Annotated in this window: 16 protein-coding genes and 1 pseudogene; 8 read left to right on the forward strand and 9 right to left on the reverse strand. The window is 70.2% G+C overall.

Annotated elements, in window-relative coordinates; translation table 11 throughout:
- Positions 1 to 15: 15 nt before the first annotated feature.
- The 4 genes and pseudogenes from EDD90_RS07005 to EDD90_RS07020 all read left to right on the forward strand — a co-directional run bounded on the left by EDD90_RS07005 (position 16) and on the right by EDD90_RS07020 (position 4,427).
- Positions 16 to 1,788 carry an FAD-dependent monooxygenase gene (locus tag EDD90_RS07005; protein ID WP_123972266.1) on the forward strand — a complete coding sequence of 591 codons (1,773 nt, stop codon included), beginning with the start codon at positions 16 to 18 and terminating at the stop codon, positions 1,786 to 1,788.
- 12 nt (positions 1,789 to 1,800) lie between these two features.
- Positions 1,801 to 2,557: pseudogene (locus EDD90_RS07010) on the forward strand (CoA transferase subunit A).
- On the forward strand, positions 2,554 to 3,240 hold the full coding sequence (locus tag EDD90_RS07015; RefSeq protein WP_123972267.1) for a 3-oxoacid CoA-transferase subunit B: 687 nt from the start codon (positions 2,554 to 2,556) through the stop codon (positions 3,238 to 3,240). Before EDD90_RS07010 ends, EDD90_RS07015 begins: the two are co-directional and overlap by 4 nt.
- A complete protein-coding gene (locus EDD90_RS07020; RefSeq protein WP_123972268.1) occupies positions 3,237 to 4,427 on the forward strand; it encodes an acetyl-CoA C-acyltransferase in 1,191 nt (396 codons plus the stop codon). Before EDD90_RS07015 ends, EDD90_RS07020 begins: the two co-directional genes overlap by 4 nt.
- Before the next feature lie 20 nt (positions 4,428 to 4,447).
- Here EDD90_RS07020 and EDD90_RS07025 read toward each other — a convergent pair whose 3' ends face one another.
- Together EDD90_RS07025 and EDD90_RS55150 are read right to left on the reverse strand one after the other, a co-directional pair.
- Positions 4,448 to 5,317: a helix-turn-helix domain-containing protein gene (locus tag EDD90_RS07025; RefSeq protein ID WP_123972269.1), complete on the reverse strand. Its 870-nt coding sequence runs from the start codon at positions 5,315 to 5,317 to the stop codon at positions 4,448 to 4,450.
- Positions 5,318 to 5,500: 183 nt separating this feature from the next.
- Positions 5,501 to 5,653 (reverse strand): hypothetical protein, encoded by a 153-nt coding sequence (locus tag EDD90_RS55150; protein WP_185148965.1) that lies wholly within the window; start codon positions 5,651 to 5,653, stop codon positions 5,501 to 5,503.
- A 522-nt stretch (positions 5,654 to 6,175) separates the two neighbouring features.
- Between EDD90_RS55150 and EDD90_RS07030 the strand changes: the two genes are divergently transcribed.
- Complete coding sequence (locus EDD90_RS07030; protein ID WP_123980980.1) at positions 6,176 to 7,375, forward strand: cytochrome P450; 1,200 nt, start codon at positions 6,176 to 6,178, stop codon at positions 7,373 to 7,375.
- A 531-nt stretch (positions 7,376 to 7,906) separates the two neighbouring features.
- Here the strand turns inward: EDD90_RS07030 and EDD90_RS07040 are convergent.
- The 5 genes from EDD90_RS07040 to EDD90_RS07060 form a co-directional block, all read right to left on the reverse strand.
- Positions 7,907 to 9,652, reverse strand: coding sequence for an amylo-alpha-1,6-glucosidase (locus tag EDD90_RS07040; RefSeq protein ID WP_123972271.1), 1,746 nt, complete (start codon positions 9,650 to 9,652; stop codon positions 7,907 to 7,909).
- Positions 9,653 to 9,718: 66 nt separating this feature from the next.
- Positions 9,719 to 10,534, reverse strand: a complete 816-nt coding sequence (locus tag EDD90_RS07045) for a carbohydrate ABC transporter permease (RefSeq protein ID WP_123972272.1) — start codon at positions 10,532 to 10,534, stop codon at positions 9,719 to 9,721.
- Complete coding sequence (locus EDD90_RS07050; protein WP_123972273.1) at positions 10,531 to 11,514, reverse strand: carbohydrate ABC transporter permease; 984 nt, start codon at positions 11,512 to 11,514, stop codon at positions 10,531 to 10,533. Before EDD90_RS07050 ends, EDD90_RS07045 begins: the two co-directional genes overlap by 4 nt.
- Before the next feature lie 10 nt (positions 11,515 to 11,524).
- Positions 11,525 to 12,763, reverse strand: coding sequence for an extracellular solute-binding protein (locus EDD90_RS07055; protein WP_123972274.1), 1,239 nt, complete (start codon positions 12,761 to 12,763; stop codon positions 11,525 to 11,527).
- A gap of 149 nt (positions 12,764 to 12,912) precedes the next feature.
- Complete coding sequence (locus EDD90_RS07060; protein WP_123972275.1) at positions 12,913 to 13,938, reverse strand: LacI family DNA-binding transcriptional regulator; 1,026 nt, start codon at positions 13,936 to 13,938, stop codon at positions 12,913 to 12,915.
- A gap of 327 nt (positions 13,939 to 14,265) precedes the next feature.
- On the opposite strand from EDD90_RS07060, the gene EDD90_RS07065 reads away from it, so the two are divergent.
- Both EDD90_RS07065 and EDD90_RS07070 read left to right on the forward strand, forming a co-directional pair.
- Complete coding sequence (locus EDD90_RS07065; protein ID WP_123972276.1) at positions 14,266 to 16,911, forward strand: cellulosome protein; 2,646 nt, start codon at positions 14,266 to 14,268, stop codon at positions 16,909 to 16,911.
- A 27-nt stretch (positions 16,912 to 16,938) separates the two neighbouring features.
- Positions 16,939 to 18,762: an RICIN domain-containing protein gene (locus tag EDD90_RS07070; RefSeq protein WP_123972277.1), complete on the forward strand. Its 1,824-nt coding sequence runs from the start codon at positions 16,939 to 16,941 to the stop codon at positions 18,760 to 18,762.
- A gap of 227 nt (positions 18,763 to 18,989) precedes the next feature.
- Here the strand turns inward: EDD90_RS07070 and EDD90_RS07075 are convergent, their stop codons facing one another.
- Together EDD90_RS07075 and EDD90_RS07080 are read right to left on the reverse strand one after the other, a co-directional pair.
- Positions 18,990 to 20,618, reverse strand: coding sequence for a carboxylesterase/lipase family protein (locus tag EDD90_RS07075; RefSeq protein WP_260327685.1), 1,629 nt, complete (start codon positions 20,616 to 20,618; stop codon positions 18,990 to 18,992).
- Positions 20,619 to 20,654: 36 nt separating this feature from the next.
- A complete protein-coding gene (locus EDD90_RS07080; RefSeq protein WP_260327686.1) occupies positions 20,655 to 23,102 on the reverse strand; it encodes a glycoside hydrolase family 3 C-terminal domain-containing protein in 2,448 nt (815 codons plus the stop codon).
- A gap of 186 nt (positions 23,103 to 23,288) precedes the next feature.
- Here EDD90_RS07080 and EDD90_RS07085 point away from each other — a divergent pair, with 186 nt between their 5' ends.
- Positions 23,289 to 24,440: an ROK family protein gene (locus EDD90_RS07085; protein WP_123972278.1), complete on the forward strand. Its 1,152-nt coding sequence runs from the start codon at positions 23,289 to 23,291 to the stop codon at positions 24,438 to 24,440.
- The last annotated feature ends 34 nt before the right edge of the window (positions 24,441 to 24,474 follow it).

The following is a 24,474-nucleotide window of genomic DNA, read 5'->3' on the forward strand; positions in this document are numbered from 1 at the left end:
GAGGAGCACCCGCCCATGACCACGACCGAGGCACACGACATGTACGACACCGACGTCCTCGTCGTCGGCAGCGGCCCCGCCGGGGGCTCCGCCGCACTGCTGCTGGCCACCTATGGTGTCCGCACCCTGCTCGTGACGAAGTACGGCTGGCTGGCGAACACACCGCGGGCACACATCACCAACCAGCGCACCATGGAGGTGCTGCGCGACCTCGGAGTGGAATCCGAGGCGCTGGCCGTCGGCAGCCCGTCCCACCTCATGGGCGACACGGTGCTGTGCACGTCGCTGACCGGGCCGGAGATCGGCCGCATCCGCAGCTGGGGCACGGGGCCAGCGACGGCCACCGAGTACGCGTCGAAGAGCCCCTGCGAGATGATCGACCTGCCGCAGACCTACCTTGAGCCGATCCTGGTGAACAACGCGGCGGCCCGGGGGGCCAAGGTCCGCTTCGACACCGAGTTCGTCAGTTTCACGCAGGACGCCGACGGCGTCACCGCGCTGCTGCGCGACCGGGTGCGCGGCGACGAGTTCACCGTACGCGCCCGCTACCTGATCGGCGCGGACGGTGGGCGCAGCGCGGTCGCGGAACAGCTCGGCCTCCCCTTCGACGGCCGCATGGCCAAGGCCGGCAGCATGAACATCGTCTTCAAGGCCGACCTCACCCGGTACTGCGCCCACCGGCCGAGCGTCCTGTACTGGGTGATGCAGCCCGGCGCCGAGACCGGCGGCATCGGCATGGGTCTGGTGCGCATGGTCCGGCCGTGGAACGAGTGGCTGCTGGTGTGGGGGTACGACATCGAGCAGCCGCCGCCGCAGGTGGACGAGGAGGCGGCCCGGCAGATCGTGCGCGACCTGATCGGCGCCCCCGAGCTGCCGGTGGAGATCACGTCGACCTCGCTGTGGACCGTCAACCACAGCTACGCCTCGGAGTATTCGTCCGGGAGGGTCTTCTGCGCGGGCGACGCGGTGCACCGTCACCCGCCGTCCAACGGACTCGGCTCCAACACCTCCGTCCAGGACGCGTACAACCTCGCGTGGAAGCTCGCGATGGTGATACGCGGCGAGGCCGGCCGCGAACTTCTCGACACCTACTCCGCCGAACGGGCCCCCGTCGGGCGGCAGATCGTCGAGCGGGCCAACCTCAGCCGCGACCAGTTCGGTCCGATCTTCGATGTGCTCGGCATCGGCGGTGGCGGTGACGAGGCGGCCATCGCCGACGGGCTCGCGGCGCTGGACGCGCCGACTCCCGAGGGTGCCAAGAAGCGGCGCCGGCTCGAAGAGGCGATCCAGCTCAAGAACTACGAGTTCAACGCGCACGGCGTCGAGATGAACCAGCGTTACGTCTCCTCCGCGGTGCTGCCCGACGACAGCCCCGCCGAAGTCTGGGAGCAGGACCAGGAGTTGACGGCCCGGCCGACGACCCGGCCCGGCGCGAAACTGCCGCACGCGTGGCTCGTCGACGCCGACGGTGAGCGTCTGTCCACGCTGGACGTCGTGGGCGACGGCACCTTCACCGTGCTGACCGGTCTGTCGGGCGGCGTCTGGGACACCGCCGCGACCGCGTGCCGGGCAGAACTCGGCGTGCCGCTGCGGGTGGTGCGCATCGGTGACGGCAACTTCCGTGACGCGTACGGCGAATGGAGCCGGGTCAGCGAGATCGCCGAGGACGGCGTGCTGCTCGTGCGCCCCGACGGCTACATCGCCTGGCGCCGTGCCACCGCCCCCGAGGCCGCGCAGTCGGCCCAGGACGAGCTGCTCGGCGCACTGCGCCGGGTGCTGGCCCGCTAGGAGAGAACCAAGATGGACAAGGTGGTGGCCACGGCCGCGCAGGCCCTGGCGGACGTGACGGACGGACGGTCGTTCGCCGTCGGCGGTTTCGGGCTGAGCGGCGTGCCCGAGGTGCTCATCGGCGCCCTGCACGAGAGCGGGGCGAGCGGCCTTGCCATCGTGTCGAACAACTGCGGCGTCGACACCGTGGCCTCGGCATCCTGCTGGCCGCGGGCCGCATCGCCCGGGTCACGGGGTCGTACATCGGCGAGAACAAGGAGTTCGCCCGCCAGTACCTGGCGGGCGAGCTGGAGGTGGAGCTGACGCCGCAGGGCACGCTCGCCGAGCGGCTGCGGGCGGGCGGCGCCGGGATCCCGGCCTTCTACACCCCGGCCGGCGTCGGCACCCAGGTCGCCGAGGGCGGACTGCCGTGGCGCTACGCCGCGGACGGGTCCGTGGCCGTGGCTTCGCCGCCCAAGGAGGTCCGCAGCTTCGACGGCGTGGACCACATCCTGGAATACGCCATCACCACGGACTACGCGCTGGTCAGAGCGGCGCGCGGGGACCGCCACGGCAACCTCGTCTTCCGCCGCCCGGCGCGCAACTTCAACCCGCCGGCCGCCATGGCCGGGCGCGTCACGATCGCCGAGGTGGAGGAGCTGGTCGAGCCGGGCGTTCTGGACCCCGACGAGATCCATCTGCCGGGGTGTTCGTGCAGCTTGTCGTGGCGCTGACCCCCGAGCAGGCGGCCGACAAGGGAATCGAGAAGAGGACGGTGCGCGAGCGATGAGCCGGAGCAGGGACGAGATGGCGGCGCGCGCCGCGAGCGAGCTGAAAGACGGCGACTACGTCAACCTGGGCATCGGGCTGCCCACCCGGGTGGCCGACTTCCTGCCGCCGGACGTCGGTGTCGTCCTGCACTCGGAGAACGGGCTGCTCGGTGTCGTCCTGCACTCGGAGAACGGGCTGCTCGGCGTCGGTCCGTACCCGGCGCCCGACGAGGTCGACGCCGACCTCATCAACGCGGGCAAGGAGACCGTGACCGTACGGCCGGGAGCGTCGTTCTTCGACTCCTCGCTCTCCTTCGGCATGATCCGCGGCGGCCACATCGACACCGCCGTCCTGGGCGCACTCCAGGTCTCGGTCCGCGGGGACCTCGCCAACTGGGCGGTCCCCGGGAAGATGATCAAGGGGATGGGCGGTGCGATGGACCTCGTCCACGGCGTCGGCCGGGTCGTCGTGCTCATGGAGCACCTGACGAAGGACGGCAATTCCAAGATCGTCCAGGAGTGCACCCTGCCGCTCACGGGCCGTGGCTGCGTGGACCGGATCATCACCGACCTGTGCGTCCTCGACGTGACCCCGCACGGTCTCGACCTGGTCGAGACCGCACCGGGCGTGACCGCCGCCCAGGTAGCGGCCCACGCACCCCTGGCCATCCCTCATGAGCAAGTTGCCGGGAGCAACCCATGATCGAGCAACCCCGTGACGTGTACGTCGTCGACGCCGTCCGTACCCCCGTCGGCCGCTACGGCGGTGCCCTGGCCGGCGTACGACCGGACGACCTCGCCGCCGGAGTGCTGCGCGCCCTGGTGGGCCGCAGCCCCGGCCTGGACCCCGCCCGCATCGACGATGTGCTGCTCGGCAACGCCAACGGCGCGGGCGAGGAGAACCGCGATGTCGCCCGCATGGCCGTCCTGCTCGCCGGACTCCCGGTCACCGTGCCCGGCGCCACGGTCAACCGGCTCTGCGGATCCGGTATGGAGGCCGTCATCCAGGCGGCCCGCGCCATCGCGCTCGGCGACGCGTCCATCGCGGTGGCGGGCGGTGTCGAGTCGATGAGCCGCGCGCCCTGGGTGCTGCCGAAGCCGGAGCGGGCCTTCCCTGTGAAGGATCAGCAGCTGTACTCGACGACGCTCGGCTGGCGGATGGTGAACCCGCGGATGCCCGCGGAGTGGACGATCCCGCTCGGCGAGAGCGCCGAGCTCGTCGGCGCCAAGTACGCCGTCACCCGAGCCGCTCAGGACGAGTTCGCCCTGGCCAGCCACCGCAACGCCGCCCGCGCCTGGCACGAGGGCAGGTACGCGGGAGAGGTCGTGCCCGTCGAGGGGGTGGCCCTGGACCGCGACGAAGGCATCCGGGACGACACCTCGCTGGAGGCGCTCGCCCGGCTCAAGCCGGCCTTCACGGCGGACGGCACGATCACGGCCGGCAACGCCTCCCCGCTCAACGACGGGGCGGCCGCGCTGCTGCTCGCCGACGCGGACGGCCTCGCGGCGATCGGGCGCGAGCCCCTGGCCCGGATCCGGGCGGCGGCGGTGACGGGCATCGAACCGCAGTACTTCGGACTCGGCCCGGTCGACGCCATCCGCAAGGTGCTGGCCAAGGCGGCGGTGGCCCCCGGCGATCTGCACACGGTCGAGCTGAACGAGGCCTACGCGGCCCAGGCGCTGGCCTGCCTGGCCGCGCTGCCGGAACTCGACCCGGAGGTGGTGAACCCGCGCGGCGGCGCCATCGCCATCGGTCACCCGCTCGGTGCGTCGGGCGCCCGTATCACGGGAGCTGTGGCACACCAGCTGGCCGCCGCGGGCAGCGGCACGGGCCTGGCGGCGCTGTGCATCGGGGTGGGCCAGGCACTGGCCCTGGTGCTGGAACGCTGAGCCGTGACCGTGAGGGCTCCTCAGCCGGACCGGCGCAGCGCGGCCGGGGTGGTGCCCAGCCGGGCGCGCATCACCCGGGTGAGGTGCTCCTGGTGGGAGAACCCGCAGGCGGCGGCCACCTCCGCGATCGGGGTGGAGCCGGTGCGCAGCAGCCGGCACGCGGCGTCCAGCCGCAGGCGGAGCAGGAACTGGTGCGGCGACTGGCCGGTGCTCGCCCGGAACCCCCGAGTGAACTGGCTCGAACTCAGCGCGGCCGAGGCGGCGAGGTCCGCGATCGGCAGCGGCTCGGCGAGGCGCTGCTCCATGAGCTCTCGGACGGCGGCGAGCTGCCGGTCGGACAGGCCGGACCGGACGGGCGGGGGTGTGGTCGTTCCGACGCCATGACGGCGTACGAGCTGCGCGGCGAGCATCCCGGTCAGCTGGTCGATGTACGTGCGGGCCGATGGTTCCCAGGAGCGGAGCGTGCCCTCCAGCGCGAGCATGAGCTGCTCGGCGAGTGGATCGCTGGCCCCGAGCTCCTCGGTCAGCTCCACGGGCCGGCCACCGTTCGCCTCGCGCAGAGCGTCGTCCGTGAGGTAGGCGTGGATCGTGTCCAGCCGCCCGCGGAGCTCGACGGCGAGCCTCCGGCCGGCCGGCTGCAGGAAGAGCCCACCGGCCGGAATCGTCCGTGACCGCCTGTCCCCACCCTGCCCCCGCCGTACGGTGACGGGGCCGCTGAGGTGCAGGATCAGCACATGGGTGGGGGCCGGATCGAACGCCGCGCGGTAGGGCTGCTCCACCTGCGCGGAGAGGTACAGCCGCTCCCATCCGAGCCCTGAGCTGCTGTGTCGCGCCCGCACACCGGGCTGCCGCAGGATGCCGACCGTGTCATCCAGGCCGAGTTCCGTCATGGCGCGGCCTCCTCACGACGACCCTTATAGTTGAAGAGTAAACCAGGCGTCGCGATATCGAGAAGCAACCGGATCACCCCGGAACGGAAAACCCCGGCCGGGACCCGGACACGTTCAGCTGTCCACGTTCGACCTTGGGGTGTTTCGCGTTTCGGGGGCCGACTGGTCGCCGGTGCCGACGTGTCAGCCGAACCCGATCCCGGAGAGCAGCGTGCCGATGGACGCCGGCGTGAGGCCGAGCGGGATCAGGCTCACCCCGATTCCCACGCCAAGGCTCTTCCTCTTCGCCAGGTACCACGGCACACCCAGGGAGAGCAGCGCCAGCAGGAGCAGCACCAGGGCCGCGCCGATGCCGCCCTCCGTGCGCCCGCTCGACGACCTCGGCCAAGACGGTCATGTCTGTCCTCAGGTGTCACTTCCCGGTCGGAGTTCCGGCGTCGGCCGTACCGACCCCGCGCCGGGCCCTGCCATGTGCGCTCGCCCTCGCGGGCTCCGCAGCGATCACCGCGGAGACCAGCTCCGCTCGACGCCCAGCGGATCCGGGAGCTCGCTCCCTCATCACCGGATCGCCAGTGTTGGTGTCCGAGGGATGAGTTGACCACCGACGATACGGTCGTGATGACGCAAGGATGGCTCCGGGTACAAGGGTCACCCGGCTGGCCGGAACTCCCCATGCCGCGAGGGGATCGGCACTCTCATCCCGCTGCCGCCGTGATCTTCACGCTCATCGCGGTCGGCGTGCTCCTCTTCGTCGTCCGCGTCGTACCGATTGTTTCCCGCCCGGTGCGGCTGGATGCGTCCTTCGCCGAAGCGCCGCCCACTGCTAGCGTCGAAGCGAACCGGGAGACGGGGTGGGCGATGCCGGCCGAGGTGATCGATCTGGTGGCGATGGGCGAGGACTTCGTCCGCGATCCGTATCCGGTTTACGCGGCGCTGCGTGAGCGCGGCCCTGTGCACAAGGTACGGATCCCGGAGGGTACGGAGGCCTGGCTCGTCGTCGGGTACGAGGCCGGCCGGGCCGCGCTCGTGGATCCGCGGTTGTCCAAGCAGTGGAAGAACGCCTCACCCTCCTTTCCGCTCCCCAGTCCATCTGCGGGGCCACACATGCTCAACTCCGACCCACCGGACCATGAGCGGCTGCGCAAGCTGGTCGTCCGCGAGTTCACTCCCCGCCGGATCGAGCAGCTCGCCCCACGCGTGCGGCAGATCACCGACGAGTTGCTCGACGCGATGACGGCGCTTCCGGAAGGGCGGGCCGATCTGGTCGAGGCACTCTCGTTCCCGCTGCCCATCTCGGTGATCTGCGAGCTGCTCGGCGTCCCGATGCTGGACAGGGCCGCGTTCCGCGCCTGGACCGGCACGATACTCACCGACCCGGACCCGGACGCGCGGCTGGCGGCGACCGGTGAGGCGGCCACCTACCTCGCCGAGTTACTGGAGCGCAAGCGCCTGACGCCGGGTCAGGACCTGATGAGCGCACTGATCCGGGCGACCGACGAGGACGGCGACCGGCTCTCCGAGGACGAACTGCGGGGCACCGCCTGGCTGCTGCTGGTCGCGGGACATGAGACCACCGTCAACCTGATCTCCAACGGCGTGCTGGCGCTGCTGACCCATCCCGACCAACTCGCCGCGCTTCGCGAGGACATGACGCTGATGGACAACGCAGTGGAGGAGATGCTGCGCTACGACGGGCCGGTGGAGACGCCGACGTTCAGGTTCACCACCGAGCCGGTCAAGATCGGCGCCACGGACATCCCCGGCGGTGGTGAACTGGTCCTCGTGGCTCTGGCGGACGCGAACCACGACCCGGCCCGCTTCCCCGACCCGGGCCGCTTCGACGTCCGGCGGCCCGCGGGCGGTCATGTCGCCTTCGGCCACGGCATCCATTACTGCCTCGGAGCGCCGCTCGCCCGCATGGAGGCCCGGATCGCGATCCGGGCCCTGCTGGAGCGCTTCCCCGACCTCGCCCTCGACGCCCACCCGGCCGCCCTGACGTGGCGCCACGGCATGCTCATCCGCGGCCCACGTCAACTGCCGGTCCGCTGGAAGTCCTGACCTTACGCTTGCCAAGTACCTATCGGTCAGGTCCCGTTCCGGTGGTCTGCCGGGTTCGGCTGCGCCCGCGACCGACCCCCGCCCGCGATCCGCCGGCAGGTCGGCACGCGATGAGATCGGGGGCTGCGGAGACGCAGGAGCGGCTGTGGATCACCACTCGCCGAGCGGGACGAACTGGCGATCGCGGAAGGAGTGCTGAACCGCTTGGCCGTGTAGGCCCGGGCCGACGCCGAAGCAGTAGCTCCGGTATCCGCGACGGTGGCCGGACGGGGCGGTGCTGCTCATCCCGCACCGCGCCGCAGCGACGCGGCCGACGAGGACGCGTTGCCCGGCGACCACCGCAAGATCCTGGCGATCGTGCGGGACTCCCTGACACCACGGAGAACCTCTTGCGCCTGTGCCCGAACTGCCATGTGTGGTTCGACTTCGGAGCGCGCGTCCTGACTGACGATCTCAAAGTCATCGACACCTCCGCCGGGACGCAATTGGCTCCGTTCGAGGCCACCACGCACCGCATTCCGAAATGATCAGCTAATCGGCCGGGGTCTCCCGGCGTGTGTGGCCCTCGGCGAGCAGAAGGTACGCTGCGGCGGTCCAGGTGTACGCGCGGTCTCTCAGGCCTGTGCCGGTCAGGGCGTCGAAGTTCTCCGCGAAACCGTGCGTCTCACACAGGGCCCGGAAGCGGGCGCCGATCTCGTCGGCGAGCCGGTGGTGGCCACTGCGGCGCAGGCCGTCCTCGATCAGGACGGTGGCGGGGGCCCAGATCGGTCCGCGCCAGTAGCCGTCCGGGCGGTAGTGCGGCGAGGTGGGCAGTTCGGTGGCCAGTCCGTACGGGGTCAGGTGGGTCTCGATCCGCGCGGCCAGGCTCTTGGCAACGTCATCCGGCAGGTACTCGCCGAGAGCGATGGGCATCAGGTCGAGCAGGCTGGAGCTCACCCAGGTGTCACCGCTGTCGGCGCCGCGCGCGACGAAGCGCTCTCCTGTCCAGAGCTCGTCGAGCATGGCCGCCTGGACCGTCTCCGCGGCACCGGTCCACTCAACGGCGTCGTCCGCCCGGCCGAGTTCTGTCGCGAGGGCCGCGAGTTCGCGGAGTTGAAGCGCGAGGAATGCCGCGAGATCGGCGGTGACCACGACGCGTTCCGGATCGAAGGTGGTCGCGTTGTCCCAGCCGCTGTCGTTGCCGTGCTGGTAGTGGGGCAGGGTGGCGCGGGGTGCGCGGCGTGCGGAGAGCCAGAATGTCGTCCAGCGCGTCAGCTTCTCGTAGGTGTCGGCCAGTTCGGTGCGGCCGGGGGGTCGGGGAAGCCGTCGTCGCAACCGGCCCAGACTCCAGCCGTGGATGGGCGGCTTGACGAAGTTGTAGAGGACCTCCGAGTGGGTCACCGAGTCGGGCAGGGCCCCGCTCGCGTCCTGGTGGTCGAACGGCAGAAGGTACTGGTCCCAGGCGAGGGCAGGTGCTCCCGGTGCCAGGGCAAGGGCGTTGAAGCAGTGGTCCCAGCTCCAGACCTTGTCCATCCAGTGCTTGGACATGAGCGTCGCGTGCCGGGTGACCAGGCCGGCCGGCTCGACCGTCGCCGACCACAGGACGTACGCGGCGAGTTCGGCGGCCGGGGTCTCGGCGGAGCGCCAGGGTGCCACCGCGTCGACGAAGCCCGCGAAGCTCCGCTCGGCCGTGGCCACAACCTCGTCGAACGTCGCTCCTGTGGTGTAGGGGGCACGCGCGGTGTCGAGTTCTTCGATCGCCGCCTCCCACGTACCGCCCGCCTCCGCGGTGACGGTGAGACCGCGTTCGGTGCGCCCCAGGGCCTGGCTCCCGCGTACCTCACCGACGGTCCCGGACAGCACGGTGACCCGATAGCGGCGGCCCGTCTCGTACGAGGTGAAGACATACCCTCCGTCCACGGGGTCGCGGAAGAAATATGTGCCCGAGAACGGTGTCAGTGTCTCCGCCGCCGCGCTGATACGCAGGCCCGCACCGGTCCCCCGCACACGTACGGTGTGAGGCGACTCGTAGGCGAGACCGATCTGTCGTCCCTCGCGTGTCGTCCAGGTGAGCAGACTCGGGATGGCCGTCGCGCGGGCCTCGTACCGTTGCAGGGACGTGGGATGCACAGGGACGAACTGCAGGACAGCGTGCATGCCGTTCTGGTGGGACACGAGGTGAAGGTCGTCGGAACGCTGCTTCTCCGCCAGTACGGGCGAGATGCCGAACCAGGAGCCGTGCGTACTGAACGGGATGTCGTCGAGGGAGAAGGCCGGGCCGGGCCGGGCGTCGGGCATGCAGAACTACTCGATTCTTCGAGAGGGGGTGTCACCGGAGCTGGACGGGGACGCGGGTGACGGCGGTCAGTCCTTCACGGCTCCGGCGGTCACGCCTGCGGCGACGTAACGCTGGGCGAGGACGAGGATGACCGTCGCGGGCAGGGAGGCGACGACGGCGGTGGCCATGATGGCGTTCCACTGCTGGTTGTTGTTGCCGATGTAGTGGTAGATGCCGAGGGTGATCGGCTCGTGGGCGCCGCCGCCGTCGAGGGTGCTGGCGAAGACGAAGTCGGACCAGGACCACAGGAACGCGAACAGCGACACCGTGACGATGGCGTTGCGGCTCATGGGCAGGACGATGGACCAGAAGGTGCGCGCGGGGCCGGCGCCGTCCGTCTTTGCCGCCTGGAGGAGCTCGCCGGGGATGCCGGACATGAACGCGGTGAAGATCAGCACGGCGAAGGGCACGGCCAGCGTGGAGTCGGCGACGATCAGCCCTGGCACGGACTGGAGCAGGCCGAGGCTGAGGTAGATGGCGTAGAAGCCCATCGCCATGATGATCCCCGGGATCATCTGGGCGACCAGGAAGAGGAAGCTGAGCACGCCGCCGCCGCGCGGGCGCAGTTTGGCGAGTGCGTAGCCGGCGGGCGCGGCCAGGGCCACGGTGAGCACCACGGTGCCGAGACCGATCACGAGACTGACGCCGAGGTAGGGAAGCTGGTCGTCGAGGACGGCCCGGTAGCCCTCCAGCGTGCCGTGTACCGGGAAGAGGTCGGGTGGGCTCTTGCGCATGTCCTGGTCCCGGGTGAAGGACACGTTGAGCATCCAGTAGACCGGGAAGAGCATGAGCGCGGTGAGGACGACGCCAAGGGCGGTCTTCCAGGGTGACCGGCGCGTCATGACAGTGCCTGCTTCCGCTGGACCCTCAGATACAGCAGGCCGAAGACCACGGCCGCGGCGACGAGGAGGTTGCCGACGGCCGCACCGGGGCCGAAGGCGGGCAGCAGATTGCCGAAGCCGAGCCGGTAGGACCAGGTGGCGAAGGTGGTGGACGAGTCGGCCGGGCCGCCCTTGGTCATGATCCAGATGATGTCGAAGACCTTGAGCGTGTAGACGAGGCCCAGCAGCAAGGTGACGGCGGAGACCGGGCGCAGCAGCGGGAAGGTGATGTGCCAGAACCGCCGCCAGGCGCCGGCCCCGTCCAGCGCGGCCGCCTCGTGCAGGCTCGCGGGGATGGACTGGAGGCCGCTGTACAGCACGACCAGGTTGAACGGGATGCCGATCCAGACGTTGGCGATGATCACCGAGGCCAGGGACCACGACGGTGAGGTGAGCCAGTTCACCGGCGCGATGCCGACGGCGTGCAGGACGGCGTTGACGACTCCGGAGTCGCTGTTGAGCATCCACGACCAGGTGGACGCCGACACGATCAGCGGCAGCAGCCACGGGACGAGGAACAGCGCGCGCAGGGTCGCCGAGAGCCGGAAGTTCTGGTTGAAGAAGACCGCGAGAGCCAGTCCGAGGGCGTACTGGAAGAACAGGCACACGGCGGTGAAGACCACGGTGTGGGTGAGCGCGGGGCCGAAGGTGGGGTCGTCGAAGACGGTGCGGTAGTTGTCGAGGCCCGCGAAGGGCGCGTCTCCCTGGACGAAGGAGCGGACGGTGTAGTGACGCAGGCTCAGGTCGAGGTTGCGGTAGAGGGGATAGGCGTAGAAGAGGCCGAGGTAGAGGGTGACCGGGGTGAGGAAGGCCCAGGCCGCCCATTGCGGTGAACGGGGGCGCCGCGGGGGTGCGGAACGGTCCGGCCGCGGGCCTGCGGGGGCCGTGCGGCCCCCGTCCTGCACCGGCCGACGCTCCGGCGGATGCGTCGTCTGCTTCATCGGGCTCACGTCACTTGACCGCGGCCTGCGCCGATGCCAGCGCGCTCTTCGGTGACGCGGCGCCGCTGAGAGCGGACTGCACCGCCTTCCACATCTGCTCCGAGATCTTGGGGTACTTGGTGCCGAGGTCGTCGCTGGTGCGCCCCTTGGCGGCCTTGACCGCCTCGACCCAGGGCTTCAGCTTGGCGTCGGACGCGACCTGCTTGTCCTGTACGGCGGCGGTGGGGGCCACGTAGGAGAGGGTCGTGTCGGTTTCGAGCAGGTTCTGGGTGCTGGTGAGGCAGGACACGAGCTTTCGGGAGGTGGCGTAGCGGCCCGTGTCGCCCTGGACCGGGACGGTGACGAACTCCCCGCCGGTCGGTGCCGCGGCGGTGCCGCCGGTGGCGCCGGGGATGGGCAGGACCCCGTAGTCGAAGCCGGCCTTCTCGGCGTTGGCGAGCTGCCAGGTACCGTTCTCGGCGAAGGCGTAGTCGCCGGTGGCGAACTCCTGCCAGCTGGTGGTCTGGGTGTTGTTGAGGACCGAGTTGGGGGCGTAACCGCTCCCCAGCCAGTCCTTCCACAGGGACAGGGCCGACACGCCTTGCGCGGAGTCGAGTTCGGTGAGGTTCGCGCCGGCGCCCCAGAACCAGGGCAGGAACTGGAAGCTGCCCTCCTCGGTGCCGATCGCGGAGAAGGTGATGCCCTTCTTGCCCGCCGCCTTGGCCTTCGCCAGCGCCGCAGTCAGCGACTTCCAGTCCTTGACCGAGGAGATGTCCACCCCGGCCTTCTTCAGCACCGCCTTGTTGTAGTACAGGGCGAGGGTGTTCGCGCCGATCGGCGTGCCGTACGTCTTGCCGCCCGCCTGACCGGCCGCGAGCAGGTTCGGGTCGGCCTTCGAGGTGTCCAGCTTGTTGTCGGCCGTCGTGGTGAGGACTCCCGCCTCCGCCAGGGTCGACACCACCGGATTGTCGACGATCAGCACGTCCGGGGAGTTGTTCTGCTGCGCCGCGAGCAGTGCCTTGTTCGCCAGGTCACTGGTGTCGAACGCGGTCCGCTTGATCTTCACACCGGCCTCGGTGCCGCAGCCGTCGAGCAGCTTCGCCCACGCCGAACCCGCGGTGAACTGCGGGTAGGGGTCCCAGACGGTGAAGGTGCCGCTGCCGCCCTTCGCGGACGAGTTCCCGCCGGACGAGCAGGCGGTGGTCGTGGCGGCGAGGGCGACGACGGTCAGGGCCGCGGCGGTCAGCCGCCGTCCGGTGGGTCTGTTCATGATGCGTTCCTTTGTGTTTTCGGCAAGGGGGTGCCGAAGCTGCGGGTGTGGAGAGAGCCCGGCCGGGCAGGGCCGGTGAAGGACGGCACGCCGGTGAAGGACGGCAGTCCGGTCGCGACGGCCGCCGGAAGAGAAGAACGGTCCAGGTGTCAGTCGCGGGTGGTACGCCCGTGGGCGGGTCCGGTGCTGGCACGCAGGGAGATGGGCGGGGTCAGGAGGTGGTGGCGCGGTGCGGCGTCGGGGTGATCGAGCCGCTCGACGAGCAGGTCCACGGCGAGGCGGCCCATCTGCTCGGCCGGCACGTCGGCCGCGGTGAGCTGCGGGGTCACCGTCTCCGCCCACCGGCCGGCCACGACCCCGGTGACGGAGAAGTCGCGCGGCACATGGCGGCCCGCCACGGCGAGGCCTCGGTAGAGCCCGCCGAGCGCCGCCTCGTTGAGGGTGACCAGGCCTGTGGTGGCCGGGTCGTCCTGGAGGATCCGCTCCAGGCACCCCTGGCCGGAGGCGGCGTCGTCGCCGCAGGTGTAGGTGCGCGTGGTCAGCCCGCGCTCCGCCGCGGCCTTGTTGAATCCTTCGAGGCCCCGGTGCGCGGACTCGTAGCCGGACCGCAGCAGGTGCTCGGGCCGGTTCACGAAGGCGACATGGGTGTGTCCCAGGTCGGCGAGGTGGTGGACGCACGCCTCCACGAGCGCGGTGTGGTCGAGTCCGACCCACCAGTCGCCCTCCGGATGTGCGGTGCGGCCGATGCACACGGCGGGGAAGTCGGCTTCCACGAGATGGTCGACGCGGTCGTCCTGGAGCCTGATCTCCATGAGGATCGCGCCGTCGACCCGCCGCTCCGCCAGCAGTCGCTGGAACGAGCGGTCGCTGTCCACACCGCTCGGCGAGAGCAGCACGTCGTAGTCGTAGGCCGCCGCGGCCTCCACCACGCTGCCGATGAAGTCCAGCTGCATGCCGGTGTAGTGGCTGCCGGCTGGCGGGAAGACCAGACCGATCGTGCTGGTCCGGCCGTTGGCCAGGGCGCGGGCGCTCGCATTGGGGATGTAGCCCAGTTCGTCGATGACCTGCTGGATCTTGCGGCGGGTCTCCTCGGAGACCGAGCGCTTGCCGCTCAGAGCGTAGGACACGGTGCTCCGCGAGACACCGGCCCGCTTGGCGATCTCACCGATGTTCACGGCACTCCTTGGTCGAACCGGTTCGAAAGCGAGCCGTCTGTCGAACCGGTTCGCGTGAAGGGAAGTTAGGAGCGGCGGAAGCCGCTGTCAATGCCTGGCGCGGACTTCCGGGAAACCGGCTACTTTCTGCGCTCCGGGTATTGCTGCCCCTTTTCCGGCGGTGCTAGCTTCCGGCGAACCGGTTCGACACAGCCGCACAAACCCTCGACTGACCCCGGTACGGACCTTGCTGTTCCAGGCCGAGCCGGCTCCACGGTCATCGAACCGGTTCGATTCCAGGGCCGTATCACCCCACGGAGACCTCAGTTGCGACGTATCCGCAGACCCATGCGTATCCGCAGCAGAACAAGCGCGGCCGGCGGTACGACGGTCCGTGCGGCGGAACCCGAGCGGCTCACCGTCGACCTCGCCGACGACACCGGTGCCTTCCACGGCGGTGCGTCCGGCTCGCTGTACGGCGTCTACGGCGACGGTGTGCCGAGCCGCAACGTCCTCGAAGGCATGCACGTCCGCACGGTGTCGACGAAGGCACAGGACGGCCCCCAGCATCCCGGGGCGGACGCCCTGGAGATCCTGCCGTCCTTCGTGGACTCGGGCGGCAGGGACGTCTACGTCTACATGACCGACATCTACCGCGGTTTTCCCTACCAGTGGCCGGGCGCGGACGGTCCGGCGCGGCTCGCCGACTTCAAGGAGAGGATCCGCAAACAGGTCCGGCAGGTCCTGACCATGGGCGACTACAAGGACCACGTCGTCTTCGTCCCCTTCAACGAGCCCGAGGGGAACATGTTCGGGACGGGAGAGTGGAGCTACAACAAGGTCTCCTGGCTGGACGACCCGCAGTACTACTTCGCGGCCTGGAAAGAGGTCTACCGCCTCATCAAGGACCTCGATCCGGACGCCCGCGTCGCCGGCCCCAACACCAGCGTCCTCTACGACCAGGTCAAGGGCTTCCTGGCGTACGCCAAGGCCAACGACGTGGTCCCGGACGTGATGACCTGGCACGAGCTCTCCAGCCCCGCCGCGGTCCGCACGAACGTGGCCAGGTACCGGCAGATGGAGAAGGACGTCGGGATCGGCCCGCTGCCCGTCAACGTCAACGAGTACGGGCACAACTACCACCTCTCCGTCCCCGGCCAGATGGTGCAGTGGGCCTCCGCCATCGAGGAGTCCAAGATCGACGCCGATCTGGCGTACTGGAACATCGACGGCAACCTCAACGACTCGGCCGTGGAGGCCAACCGGGGAAACGGCCAGTGGTGGCTGTTCAACGCCTACGGCCAGCTGTCCGGTCACACCGTTCGCGTGACCGCCCCGCACCCCAACGAGCAGTACACCCTCCAGGGCCTGGCCACCGTCGACGAGGACAAGCGGCAGTCCCGGACTCTCTTCGGCGGCAAGAGCGGGGACGCGGACATCGTCTTCGAGAACATCGACCCCGGGCTCTTCGGGAAGACCGTGCACGCCACCGTGCAGGAGATCCCCTGGACCGGCCAGGTCGGTGACTCGGCCCAGCCGCTCCGCCTGGCCGACGAGGAGCTGAAGGTCGGCGCGGACGGCAGCGTAACCCTCCCCATGACCGGCATGAACGAGATGTCGGCGTACCAGGTCATCCTCTCCCCCGGCGGCCACGGCGCCGCCCCCGACACACCCTCGGTGAGCTGGCGCGGGACGTACGAGGCGGAGAACGCCGTCTACACCGGCGGCGGCTACTCGAAGAACGGACCCGAGGGCACCCCCTCCAACGTCGGCGGCTTCGCGACCTCCGGTACCTACAACGTGGGCGGACTGCGCACCGGCTCCGACGGCGCCCTCGGCTTCGACGTGGACGTCCCGCAGGACGGCACGTACGACCTCAGCGTCTTCGCCAACTCCTACAACCTCTACGACCTGGTGAAGGAGCAGGGGCCGACCAACGTGTTCCTGCGCGTCGACGGCGAGCAGCCACAGGAACTGCTGCTGCCCCTCGGTTACCAGTGGGTCGTGTGGGGCCACACCGACACCCGGGTGCAGCTGACCGCCGGCCGGCACCGCATCACCCTCGCCGCCGCGGACCCCGATCTCGGTGTCACCAAGGGCGACGCCATCATCGACAAGATCGACCTGGCGCTGCGGGACGCACGGGCGACCGCACCGGCGGTCTACGAGGCCGAGTACGCGACGCTGGCCGGCGCCCGGCCCGTCTACACGCAGCGGGGCGCCTCGGGACCGGGCGCCGTACCGCTGGCCGAGGGCGACTCGGCGACCTTCTGGGTCCACTCCCCCACGGACCGGGAAGCGACCGTGTCCGTGGATCACCTGGGCGGCGGCCGCGCCACGGTCGCCCTCAACGGCGAGACGCTCGACGTGCCCCAGGTCGGCGGGGACCGGAAGGGCACCGATCGGATCCACCTGTTCCTGTCCGGCGGCATCAACAAGATCACGGTGACCGGGACGTCGCGTGCGCCGGTCCTGGACCGGCTGCGGGTCGGGCCGTCCAGCGGTGTCCTGGCCACCAGGGTCTACCAGGCCGAGGAGGGCGCGCTGACCGGCGCCGCCAAGGTGACGGACGCCTATCCGCTCGCCTCCGGTGGCCGGGCCGTCACCGATGTCGGCGGCGGAACGGCCAACGCCCTCACGCTCGACGTGGTCGCCACGCGGTCCGGGCGGCACGCGGTGACCATCCGCTACTCCAACGGCGAACAGGCACCCGCCACGCACTACAACCCCGACCCGATCGTCCGCCACGCCGACCTCTCGGTGAACGGCGGCCCGGCCCACCGGGTGCTGTTCCCGACGACCTTCCACTTCGACGACTTCCGGGAGCTGACCGTCCCGGTGACCTTGAAGAAGGGCACGAACCGGCTCACGTTCACCGCGGACGAGCTGCCCGACTTCGACGGCGGCACCCACAACCCGTACGGCCAGCGGTCGCCGTACGCGCCGGTCATCGACCGGCTCTCGATCACCCCCCTCGCACACAAGCAGCACTGACCCGCCCAACCCCTCGGAGAGCCGCACATGCACACCCGATCACCACGCCTGCTGTTCAGAACCACCGTCCTCCTGACGGCGCTCGCGGCGAGCCTGCTGCCCGCCACCGCCTCGCACGCCGCCGACACGAGCGTGACGGTGGACTTCGCCACCGCCGGAGGCGCCCCGGCCTACCACGCGTCCGGCATGATCTACGGGATGACCCCGGACGGGTCGCTGCCGCAGGACCACTTCTTCAAGGACATCAAGTGGCACTTCATGCGGGCCGGCGGCGCGCAGCTCAACAGCGGCGGCTACGCCACCAGCCTCGCCGACTACCAGACCCGCTGGAACTCCACTCTCGCTCAGTACAAGCGGACCGCCGCCCTCGGCGGGACGTTCGTCATCCTGCCGCACGACCTGTGGGGCGCCGACGGCACCACGAGCCAGGGCTGGCCCGGCGACAACGGTGACTGGACGCAGTTCGACAACTTCGTCACCCAGCTCATCGGCGACGTCAAGGCAAACAACATGACCGTCGAGTGGGACCTGTGGAACGAGCCCGACGGCAGCAATTTCTGGGGCGCCTCGCAGAGCCAGTACCTCCAGATGTGGTCGCGGTTCTACGCCAAGGTCCGGGCCGCCTTCCCGAACCAGCTGATCGTCGGCCCCAGCACCGCGGGCCAGCCGAACTCCTCCAACACCTGGTGGACGACGTACCTGAACTACGTCAAGGCCAACAACGTCGCCCCCGACATCTACAGCTGGCACGACGAGCCGGGCGACCCGGTCACCGACGTCGGCCGCGCCAACTCCACCCTCGCCGCAGCCGGGCTGGTCAACACGCGCCCGTACCAGATCAACGAGTACGCCACCCTGTCCATGCAGTCCCCGGGCGGCGGCGCGTGGTTCATCGGCCGTCTGGAGCGGGCCGGCGCCGACGGACTGCGCGGCAACTGGGCAGGGGGCACGAACCTCCACGACTACGAGGCCAACCTGCTCACCAAGAACAGCGCCGGGCAGTACCTGCCGCTGGGCGAGTGGTTCATGTACCGCTACTACGGCTCGCAGACCGGCAACATCGTCAACCTGATACCGGGCACCGGCACCGACGGGCTCGCGACCAAGGACAACACCGCCAAGAACGCGAAGATCCTGCTCGGCAGCAGCGGCAACACGGGCAACGTCACCGTCAACCTCACCGGCCTCAACACCACCTCGGTGGTGGAGAACAGCCAGGTCCGCGCGATCGTCCAGCGCGTGCCCTACGACAACGGCGCCGCCGTCACCGGACCGACGACGGTCTCCGACACCACCCTGACCGTCAGCAACAACGCCGCCTCGGTCAACGTCCCGTTCGGCAACGCCAAGGACGGCTACACCGTCACCCTGCTGCCGCCGTCCGACACCACCGTCCCCACGGTCGCCGTCAGCGAGAACAGCGGGCTGTGCCTGGACGACACCAACCTCAGCACCGCCAACGGCACCCAGTACCAGCAGTACAACTGCGAGGGCGGCTACCAGCAGATGCTCGACCTCAAGCCGGTCTCCGGCCGCACCAACACCTACACCGTCGTCAACGAACTCAGCGGCAAGTGCCTCGACGTCTCCGGCGCCTCGACCGCCGACGGCGCCGCGGTCATCCAGTACACCTGCAACGGCGCCACCAACCAGATGTTCGTCCTCAACCCCGTCACCGCGCTCGGGAACAGCCAGGACTACCAGCTGGTCGCCGTACACAGCGGCAAGTGCGTGGACGTCTCCGATGTCTCCACGTCGCCCGGCGCCCTGATCCACCAGTGGACCTGCGACCCGGCGAGCGCCCTGAGCACCAAGAAGAACCAGATCTGGCGCCTGCAGGGCAAGGTCTGACAGCGCCCTTCCCCGGCCGACGGCCCGGTTCTCCCACTCCCCTGGTGGACCGGGCCGACGGCCCTGCCCCGGCTTCACCCCCGAGCGGAGAAGAGTCCGCGGCTCCCGCCACGTCGCGGGCGGGTGGCGCCGCGAGACGACTCCCCAAGCCACCTCGCGACCAATCCAACAGCACGATCGCGACGCACGCGCTTGACGCGATCGGTCGCGTCGAGCGTGTCGTGTCCTCAGAAGCTGCGTGTGACCGGCATGGTGTCCCAGAGCGAGCACTGGTGTTCCACGGAGAACCGGGTGTCGTCGATCAGGACACTCCTGCCCCCCACCCGCAGCGACAGCGTCAACCCCTTGCCGCCGTGGTACGCGGGCCAGACGGTCTGCCGGGCGACGTGCGGTCGGCCGGTCTTCGTGAAGGCGCCCCAGTACTGCGTCATCTCGCGGGCGAGCCGGCGCTCGTCGGCGTTGAACAGCGGGGCGATCGGTGTGCCGTTGTCGAAGCTGGGCCAGATGTAGGCGAGTTCCGCGGCGTGGCCGGCTCCCCAGACGTAACCGGGTATCTGCGTCAGGCCGGGCCCGGTCCGGTGGTCGAACTCGTAAGAGTAGGTGGGGGTGTAGCGCTCGAAGGTCCGGACGAGCGAGCGTTGCCCGCACCCGCCGATCCCGCCGATCATCCCCGAGTCGGTCATGATCGCGCCGACGAGGTACGCCGCGGTGTACGCGTCGGACGTCTCGGGCCAGGGGTAGCGGGCGAGGACCTCGCCGGCGCGGTCCCCGGCGACGCCCTGGACGAAAGCGAGGTAGGCCTCCTTGCCCGCCCCCGTGTAGCCCTGGGCGAAGGTGCGGCCCTCGTCACGGTTGGCGCCGACGAGCAGGGGCACGCGGGCGAACCGCCCGCTGTCCACCGCCTCGCGGACGTTGACCGGGAACGTCGGGGTCCCGTCCACGAAGGCGGCCGAGAAGCTCCGGCTCGCGTCGAGGAGGGCGCCCGCCGTGGCCGACCGCAGACAGCCGAGGACGGCCGCCTGGTCGGTGCCGTCACAGCCCGCCTGCCGGGCGAACGCCGTTCCGGTGGTCTCTGCCCGGTCCTGCGGCTCGCTGGGGCAGGAGCCGCTCTGGATCATCGCGCGGGCGAACAGACCGCGTGAGCCGGGCGACACAAGGTGTCCGCAGACGGACCAGCCGCCCGCGGACTCGCCGTCGATGGTGACCGCGGCGGGGTTCCCGCCGAAGGCCGCGATGTTGCGCTGCACCCAGCGCAGCGCGGCCTGCTGGTCCATGAAGCCGTAGTTGCCGGACTCGCCACCCTCCTCGGTGAGGGCGGGCAGGCCGAGGAAGCCGAAGACGCCGAGCCGGTAGTTGAGCGAGACGCCGATGACACCCGTCTCCCGTACGAGCTTCGACTCGTCGTTCTGTGCGCCGCTGCCGTTGGTCAGGCCACCGCCGTGGATGAACACGTGCACGGGAAGCCGCGCGCCGGCCCGCACTCCCGCCGGCCGCCACACGTTGATGTCGAGGCAGTCCTCGGTCTCGCTGCGCGGGCCGTTGCCGCTGGGCAGTACCGGGCAGGGGTTGCCGAAGGCGGTGGCCTCCCGGACACCGGTCCAGCGCGCCGCGGGCCGCGGCGGCTTCCAGCGCAGGGAGCCGGTGGGGGCCGCCGCGTAGGGGATGCCGACGAACCGCTCGACGCCTTGGGAGACGGCGCCGCGCACGGCGCCCTTGTCGGTGGGTACCACGGTCGGTGCACTCGCGGACGCCGTCACGGACGCCGTCGCGTTCGCCGTCGCGGGCAGCAGCCCGACGGCGGTCATGGACACGATCAGCGCGCCGCCCAGGACGGTACGGATTCTGCTCACAGTCATGGGGACCTCTCTGGCGGGATGCGGGGAACCGGGCGGTCAGCGGGTGACGCCGACACTGCCGCGCAGGGGCAGCGTCCGCGACGAGGAGCCGACCCACACGTCCCGTTTCCCGGTGCCGAGCACCCAGGCGTGGGAGGACGTGTTCCAGTACTTCAGCTGCTGGGCGTCGACCCGGATGCGTACAGTCTTCGACTCACCCGGGCGCAGACGCACCTTCTGGTAGCCGCCGAGCGAGCGCACCGCCTGCGGCGCGGTGGTCCCCGGGCTCGCGCCGACGTAGACCTGGGCGACCTCGGCACCGGCGCGGGTGCCGGTGTTCTTCAGGGTGAACGAGACGGTCAACGCGCCGTGACTCTGCCGTACCGCGAGGTCGCGGTAGGCGAAGGAGGTGTACGACAGTCCGTAGCCGAAGGGGAAGAGCGGGGCGGCCTGCTCCTTGTCGTACCAGCGGTAGCCCACGTAGACGCCCTCGGAATAGTTCTCCTGGTTGTTCACTCCCGGGTACCTGAGCGGGTCGCCGGCCACCGGTGTGCCGGACTCGTTCGCGGGGAACGTCTGGGTGAGCTTGCCCGAGGGGTTCACGTCACCGTAGAGCAGCCCGGCGGTGGCCTCGGCGCCGTTCTCCCCGGGGTAGTACATGTCGAGGACCGCCTTGACCTTGGACAGCCACGGCATGGTGATCGACGATCCGGTGTTGAGGACGACGATCGTGTTCGGGTTGGCGTCGGCGACGGCGGAGATGAGCCCGTCCTGGTCGGCCGGCAGGGAGAGGTTCTTGCGGTCGAAGCCCTCGGTGCCGTCGTCGTAGGCGAAGACGACGGGGGTTTTCACCTGGCGGGCAAGGGCCACCGCCTGCTCCCGCGCGGCCTGCGCGGCCTGCGGGGTGACCCAGTCCAGCCGGATCTTCGTCGGTCCGCCCTGGATCGCGAGGGCACCGGCCGCGAAGCTGTGCGCTCCCGCCGTGAGGTGCACCGTGGCGCTGCTGGAGCCCAGGAAGCCGGTGATGACGCTGTTTCCGTCGATCTTCAACAGGCCGTAGGCGGCGGGGAGATCGAAGACGAAGGAGTAGTCGCCTTCGGTCGGCACGGTGAGGGTACCGCTGTAGTCGAAGGAGGCGTCCGGTGTGACGGGGATCGTGCCGTCCGCGTCGACCGGCAGGGCGGGGCTGAGGGCCGAGGCGGGAATGGGGTCGCCGGTGTCGCCGCCGGCCGCGTAGCGCACCGTGGTGTGCCGGCCGGCCCGCGCTGTGATGGTGTCCAGCGGCGAGGCCGCGGAGTCCGGTACGACGTTGGAGCTGCCGCCGCCGGTGACCTTCGGTGTCTTCGCGGTCGGGCCGATGAGTCCGATGCTGCTGTCCTCGCCGGTCAGCGGAAGCGCTTCGCCGGTGTTCTTCAGCAGGACCGCGCCGGATTCGGCCACCTTCTGGGCGACTTTCGCGCCGCCTTTCGGATCGCGTACCGGCCGCCGGGTCGCCGCACCGTCGAGGAGGCCGAATTTCGTCATCTGCTGCAGAATGCGCGCGACCGAATCATTCAGCTCCGAGACCGGAATGGTGCCGTCGGTAATCGCGGTCTTCAGTTCCTCGCCCAGATAGACACCGCTCGGCATCTCCTGGTCGAGGCCGTTCACGATGTCGGTCGTCGCGTGGGTCGCGCCCCAGTCCGACATGACCCAGCCCGTGAAGCCCCACTGCTCCTTGAGGATCGAGTCGAGCAGTTCGCCGCTGCCGCAGCCGTGGCTGCCGTTCACCGAGTTGTAGGAGCACATCACCGCCCCGGCACCGGCCTTGACGGCGGCCTCGAAGGCGGGCAGTTCGATCTGCCGAAGGGTCTGCTCGTCGACGTTGACGTTCACCCCCATGCGGTTGTCTTCCTGGTTGTTCTCCGCGTAGTGCTTGACGGTGGCGATCAGGCCCTGGCTCTGGACGCCCTCGACCTCGCCGGCCACCATGCGGGAGCTGAGCAGCGGGTCCTCGCTGAAGGTCTCGAAGTTCCGCCCCGCGTACGGCACCCGGATGGTGTTCGTCATGGGGGCGAGGAGGACGTCCTGGCCGAGCGCACGGCCGTCGCGTCCGACGGTCCGGCCGAACTCACGGGCCAGCCGGTCGTCGAAGGACGAGGCCAGGGCGACCGGTGCCGGCATCGCGGTGGCGTGCTCGTTGACCCGGACGCCCGCCGGGCCGTCGGTCAGCCGCAGTTCGGGGATGCCGAGGCGGGGCACCCCCGGGATGTATCCGGCCTGCCCGAGCGCCTTCGGATCGGTGCCGCCATGGACGAAGGACAACTTCTCGTCCAGCGTCATCCGGCCGATGAGGGCGGCGACGCGGGCAGACACCTTGACGGTCACGCCCGCGCTGCCCGCGCCCGAGGCACCGGGAGCCACGGCCGCGCTCCCGGCGAGGAGCGCCGCGCTCACTCCCGCGATCAGCGCCGTACGACGTAAACGGCTGCCGCGGCGTCGTACCGATCTCCGATCGAGTTCCATGCGGACCCCTCACCACTGAAGTGCTCGACGATTTATGTCTCCGCTGGACAGAATTCGAGTCAAAGCAGGTGGCTCTATAAAAGATCGAACGCTCAAGGAAGTTAAATCCGCACATTCGATGCGTCAACCCTCTGGAATTCCGCTCTTGCCAGACATAAATTGACGCCCTCACGACGGAGGTGACACGTGTCGGCACGTGACGAGGTCCTGGCCCATGTCCGGCGGCACGGGAGCGCGTCGCGACCCGAACTGCAGACGGCGCTCGGCATGAGCCGTCCGGTCGTCGCGGCCGCCGTCCGCGACCTCCTCGCCGAGGAGCTCCTGACCGAGCACCAGGGGGAGAACAAGGGCGGCCGTGGGCGCCCCGGGCGCCGCCTTCGGCCGTGCTATCCGGCGGGCGCGGTCATCGGAGTGGACGTCAGCCACCGGCATCTCACCGTCGCCGCGGCCACCCTCGACCTGACCATCCGGGCCGAGCGGCGGGTGGCGATAGATGTGGACGCCCGGCCGACCGCGGCCCTGGACATCACGGCCGACATGATCCGGCAGACGGTCGAGGAGGTCCGGCTCACGGTCGACGGGCCCGTGAGCGCGTGTGCCGTCGGCATACCGGGGCCGCTGGACATGAGCAAACGGGCGATCGCCTCGCCCACCATCCTGTCCAGCTGGTCCGGACTCGATCTGGCGGCCGAACTGGGCTCCCGGACGGGACTGATGGTCTCCCTCGACAACGACGCGAACCTCGGAGCCCTCGCCGAACACCGGCACGGTGGCGCCGACCACCGCGGCAACCTCATCTACGTCAAGGCGTCCGACGGCATCGGGGCGGGCCTCATCGTCCACGGGATCCCGGTGAGCGGCAGCTTCGGGGCCGCGGGCGAGATCGGGCACACCCAGGTGATCCCGGACGGAGACTGGTGCCGGTGCGGCAACCGCGGCTGCCTGGAGACCATCGTCTCGGTCCGCCAGGTGCTCCAGCAGGTCCGGCACTTCTACCCCGGCGACACCGACCTGCGGTCCCGGCTGCCGGAGATCGCCCGCCATCCGGTGGCCCGGAAGATCCTCGCCGAGTCCGGCCGTACCCTCGGCCGCGTCCTGGCCAACCTGTGCGCACTGCTCGACCCCGCGGCCGTCGTCATCGGCGGCGAGATGAGCCAGGCGGGCGAGGCGTTCGTCGACGGCGTCCGCGACTCGATCGAACGGCTCGCCCAACCGGGCTTCGACAACCGCGTCCTGGTCGTCGCGTCCGCCCTCGGCACCCGCGCCGAGCTGATCGGGAGTCTCACGCTCGCCCGGGACATCGCCCTGCGGGGCGGAATCCGGCGAGCCGGGGGCTGATCGGAGGCGGACGGGGCGGCGAGGCGTTCTCCGT

The sequence above is a fragment of the Streptomyces sp. Ag109_O5-1 genome, assembly GCF_003814875.1.
GTDB classification, from domain to species: domain Bacteria; phylum Actinomycetota; class Actinomycetes; order Streptomycetales; family Streptomycetaceae; genus Streptomyces; species Streptomyces sasae.

Excerpts from the sequence above, each read along its gene's own strand:
- EDD90_RS07015 (WP_123972267.1), top strand. The coding sequence starts at position 2,554 with ATGAGCCGGAGCAGGGACGAGATGGCGGCGCGCGCCGCGAGCGAGCTG.
- EDD90_RS07070 (WP_123972277.1), top strand. The coding sequence starts at position 16,939 with ATGCACACCCGATCACCACGCCTGCTGTTCAGAACCACCGTCCTCCTG.
- EDD90_RS07065 (WP_123972276.1), top strand. The coding sequence starts at position 14,266 with ATGCGTATCCGCAGCAGAACAAGCGCGGCCGGCGGTACGACGGTCCGT.
- EDD90_RS07075 (WP_260327685.1), bottom strand. The coding sequence starts at position 20,618 with ATGACTGTGAGCAGAATCCGTACCGTCCTGGGCGGCGCGCTGATCGTG.
- EDD90_RS07055 (WP_123972274.1), bottom strand. The coding sequence starts at position 12,763 with ATGAACAGACCCACCGGACGGCGGCTGACCGCCGCGGCCCTGACCGTC.
- EDD90_RS07045 (WP_123972272.1), bottom strand. The coding sequence starts at position 10,534 with ATGACGCGCCGGTCACCCTGGAAGACCGCCCTTGGCGTCGTCCTCACC.
- EDD90_RS07040 (WP_123972271.1), bottom strand. The coding sequence starts at position 9,652 with ATGCCCGACGCCCGGCCCGGCCCGGCCTTCTCCCTCGACGACATCCCG.
- EDD90_RS07005 (WP_123972266.1), top strand. The coding sequence starts at position 16 with ATGACCACGACCGAGGCACACGACATGTACGACACCGACGTCCTCGTC.
- EDD90_RS07020 (WP_123972268.1), top strand. The coding sequence starts at position 3,237 with ATGATCGAGCAACCCCGTGACGTGTACGTCGTCGACGCCGTCCGTACC.
- EDD90_RS07025 (WP_123972269.1), bottom strand. The coding sequence starts at position 5,317 with ATGACGGAACTCGGCCTGGATGACACGGTCGGCATCCTGCGGCAGCCC.
- EDD90_RS07030 (WP_123980980.1), top strand. The coding sequence starts at position 6,176 with ATGCCGGCCGAGGTGATCGATCTGGTGGCGATGGGCGAGGACTTCGTC.
- EDD90_RS07050 (WP_123972273.1), bottom strand. The coding sequence starts at position 11,514 with ATGAAGCAGACGACGCATCCGCCGGAGCGTCGGCCGGTGCAGGACGGG.
- EDD90_RS07080 (WP_260327686.1), bottom strand. The coding sequence starts at position 23,102 with ATGGAACTCGATCGGAGATCGGTACGACGCCGCGGCAGCCGTTTACGT.